This window comes from Cupriavidus sp. R6-3, assembly GCF_059772245.1.
This window is the reverse complement of sequence record NZ_JCBAJO010000345.1, coordinates 1-3,729: the sequence shown is the minus strand read 5'-3', so window position 1 is coordinate 3,729 and position 3,729 is coordinate 1. Positions and strand designations below refer to the sequence as shown.

Genomic DNA, 3,729 nt, shown 5'->3' with positions numbered 1-3,729 from the left:
TGTTGCGCTGCTCGGGATCGAGCTGCAGCGCGCGGGAAAACAGCGCGCGCGCCTCGTCGTGGCGGCCCTCGCGCAGCCGCACCAGGCCCAGGCCGCCGACCACCTCGGCATCGTTGCCGCGCGTGCGCATGGCCTGTTCGAAGGCGGCCTGCGCTTCGGCAAGGTTGCCGCGCTCGAGCTGCCGCAGGCCGCGCTGGCGCGCCTGCCAGGCGGGATCGGCCAGCATGCGCAGATGCGCCTCTCGCCTGGCCTCGAGTTCGGCCAGCGTCTGCCGCGCGATGTCGTCGTCGGGCACTTCCTTCAGATAGCGCTCGAACCAGACCGCGTAGGCGGGATCGTCATTGACGCGATACAGCGTGCGGCGCCAGATGTCGAGCGCGGTCTTGCGGTCGGCGTCGGTGCGCTGGCTCAGTCGATACAGCAGATCGAGGCCTTCGGCGCGCGTGGCGGGGCGGTCGGTCAGCAGGTCCCCCAGCACCAGCGCGAGGCGCGCATCGTCGGGCCGCTGCGCCAGTTGCCTGCGCAGTTCGGCGATGGCGCGCGGACGGCCGGCGTCGGTGCCCGCCAGGATCCGGTAGTAGTCGATCGCCAGCTCGCCCTGCGGCGGCCCGTCGGGAAACAGCCGCTGCAGCCGTTCGAGCGCTTCCTTCTCGTTGCCGCCGCGCGCCAGCATGCGCACCGTCGCCATCTCGCGCTTGTCCTGCGTGGCGATGCGGTAGGTGTCCTCGAGCTCCCGGGTGGCCGGATGCTTCGGATGATGCTGGCGCAGGCGCTGCAGGATACGTTGCGCCTCGGCTGGGCGGTTCGAGCGCAGCTCGATCTGCGCCAGCAACAGCAGCGCATCGGGCTGCTGCGGCTCGATCGTCAGGATCTTGTCGAGGGCGCTGCGCGCCAGGTCGGCGCGATTCTTGGCTTCCCACATGCGCGCCGAAGACAGCAGGCGGGCGAGCTCCGCATTGGCTGAGGACGTGGCCGGCGCGGCGGGCGCCGCTGGCGCGGTTGGGGCCTGCGCTGCCGCGGGCATCGCCGGGACGAGCAGTACCGCGGCGGCGGGGATCAGCGGCGAACGGGGCATGTCGCTGTCCAGGCCGGCGTCAGCGCGCCGTCGGCTTCGAAACGGTACAGGCCATCGAGATGGCCGAGGGCGAACAGCGCCAGCACCTGGCTGAAATAGCCCAGCGGCTGTTCCGCGGCCAGCTTGCGCATCCGCTCGACCTGGCGCTGCGCCGCGGCGGCTTCGCCGAGCGCGGAGAGGTACGGCGCCACCGCGGCGGAAAAACCCCCGTTGCCCGAATTCGGCCCGACGGTGCCGGAGCGCGTATCGACGCGCTCGGGCGGATGGCCGTGCGCGATGGTGTAGTCCGCCATCGGGCGATAGGTCTTCAGCAGCGGGGTGCGCAGCGGATCCTGCGGCGCCAGCATGCCGGCCCACAGATAGACGCGGATCGCGTTGTACGCGCCTTCGGCCTGCGTCTGCTGGTCGGGGCGGAAGCCCGGTTTCGCACCCGCGTGATATTCGACCCAGTCGGGCGAGAAGCCGCGCGGCGCGGTATCGAGCAGCAGGCGGGCCGAACTGGACAGCAGCTGCGCCCATTCCGTCTGTTGCGGCCACAGCGCGGCAAACCGGCGCATCAGCTGCGGCGGCACATAGCTCGGATTGAGCCGCCACATCGTCGGCGAAGGATGAAAGCCCATCGGCCCGGGCAGCAGCGTGCGGCCCAGCCCCGGCAGCAGCGCGGTCTCCTGGCGTACCACCTGGCGCGCGATCACGGTGCCGAGCGCGGTGTAGCGGCGCTCCTGCCAGAGCCGGCCGGCCTCCAGCAGCGCGTAGGCGATCCACAGATCGGCGTCGGAGGCGGGGTTCGCGTCGAGCACGCCCCAGCTCTCGGGCTTGCCGTCGGCGGCCTCGCGCTTGCCCCAGATCCATGCCGGCAGACGTGAAGCGAGATCGCCCTCGGCGAGGTTGTTTTCGGTCCAGGCGAGCAGCCGCTCGAAGGTCGGCCGGTCGTTGGCGACCAGCGCGAAGAACAGCGCATAGGCCTGGCCTTCGGACACCGTGGTCTGCTGCGGCGTGCTGGCGTCGATCACGCGGCCGTCGGCGCTGATGGTGTCGCGCTTGAAGCTGTCCCAGGCGGGCCAGGGACAGGACGCCGCGGCGCAGCCGAGCGACGCGGTCAGCAGCGCGGCGCCCAGCAGCGCGCGCGACGCCGCCGCGAGCCGGCGGACGTTACCGCGCAGGCACGCCCTCATCGCGACCCCCGCCATCGCGAACGCTGCCATCTCAGCCTCCGTTGCGCCGCGCCGCCAGCCTGGACAGCGCCCAGAACGCGCTCAGCGCCACGGCGAGGCCGGCCAGGATGCCGGCGATGCCGAGGAAAACCGGGTGCGAGGACACCCGCACCCAGACCCGCGCATACCAGGGGAAATCGCCGACGAAATAGCGCTCGCCGAGCCGCAGGCCTTCCACCTCCTTGGCGCGCACCACGGTCAGGTCGCCGCGAATCTGCGCGACCTTGGCCGGATCGTCCAGGGCATCGAGCACGTCGCCGAGCCGGTCGGCCTCGGTCGCGGTCACCGCGACCACGCTGTGCCGTTCGCGGTAGGGCGATTCGAAGCCGACCAGCGCGGCCAGCGGGCCGTCGGCCGACAGGATCGCGCGCCCGGCCGGCGTCATCGTCTCCGGCTCGCTGTCGCTGAGCCAGTTCGACCACGCGTTGGCGCGCTGGTCGCGCAGCGCCATCTCGGTCTTGTCGCGCGCGATCATCAGCGGCAGCGACTTGCCCCAGCGCGCCAGCAGTTCGCCGGCGCTGCCGTTGCCGACGATCAGCAGGTTGCGCTGGCCGACCGATTCGACGTCCTTCGCCGGCACCACCGTGACGCGCAGCGCCGGCAGCCCGGTCCAGCGGCCCATATGGCCGAGCAGCGTCAGCAGCGCCTCCTGGTCGATCGCGCGCGGCGCGTCGGGCAGCACCACCGCGGTATCGGCCAGGTCGGCCAGGCGCGTGAACGGGTAGCCGCTGTTGGCGAAGAACGCCAGGTTCGGCATCGCGGCGTAGTGCGCGAAGCCGCTGAAGTCGATGCTCGAGTCCGGATCGATCGCCGCGCGCGCGACCTTGGCCGGCGTCGACGCGCACAGGCCCGTCTTCTGCGAATCCAGATGGAAGCGGAACTGCATCTGGTTGTCGCTGCCGACGCGGAAGGCCGGCACGCGGATCTCGTTGGACACCACCGCGTCGCTGCCCGACAGCAGCGGCACGCTGACCAGGTTCTCGTCGTCGCTGCCCGACAGCGGACGAAGCCGGTACGAGCGCACCAGCTGCTCGTTGATATCGACGTTCAGCACCGAGTCGTTGTAGGTCGACGGCGCGGTATAGCGGTATTTCAGGTTCAGCGGCACGCTGCGCTGGTTCCAGCCGTACAGGTCGGCCGGCACGCGCAGGTTGACGCGGATCGCCTGCGGGTCATTGCCCGAGACCTGCAGCTGCTGCGGATCGGTGACCAGCTCGCGGAACAGCACCGGACGATGGACCGGCGCCCAGTTCGGCGCGTCATACGGCGCGCGCGGCGGTCCCAGGTCGACGGTCTGGATCAGTGCGTGGCGGCCCGCCATCGCCGCCTTGCCGAGCACCAGCGCATTGGCCGCGGTCTGCAGTTCCTCGGCATTGCGGCCGGCGATCACCAGCAGCTTGTGGTCGGGGCTGTTCGGATTGGGCATCACCGTGACCGACG

Annotated in this window: 3 protein-coding genes; all 3 read right to left on the bottom strand. The window is 71.3% G+C overall.

Annotation, left to right across the window (positions count from 1 at the left end):
• Positions 1-1,075: tetratricopeptide repeat protein (locus AC6EI8_RS25220; protein WP_498383223.1), on the bottom strand; the 1,075-nt coding region annotated here is incomplete at its 3' end.
• Complete coding sequence (gene bcsZ / locus AC6EI8_RS25215; protein WP_498383222.1) at positions 1,057-2,280, bottom strand: cellulose synthase complex periplasmic endoglucanase BcsZ; 1,224 nt, start codon at positions 2,278-2,280, stop codon at positions 1,057-1,059. The genes AC6EI8_RS25220 and bcsZ, both read right to left, overlap by 19 nt.
• A 1-nt stretch (position 2,281) precedes the next feature.
• The coding region (gene bcsB / locus AC6EI8_RS25210) for a cellulose biosynthesis cyclic di-GMP-binding regulatory protein BcsB (protein WP_498383221.1) at positions 2,282-3,729 on the bottom strand (1,448 nt) is incomplete at its 5' end.

Bases quoted from the DNA above. Each gene is read 5' to 3' on its own strand.
- bcsZ (WP_498383222.1), bottom strand. From the start codon at position 2,280: ATGGCAGCGTTCGCGATGGCGGGGGTCGCGATGAGGGCGTGCCTGCGC.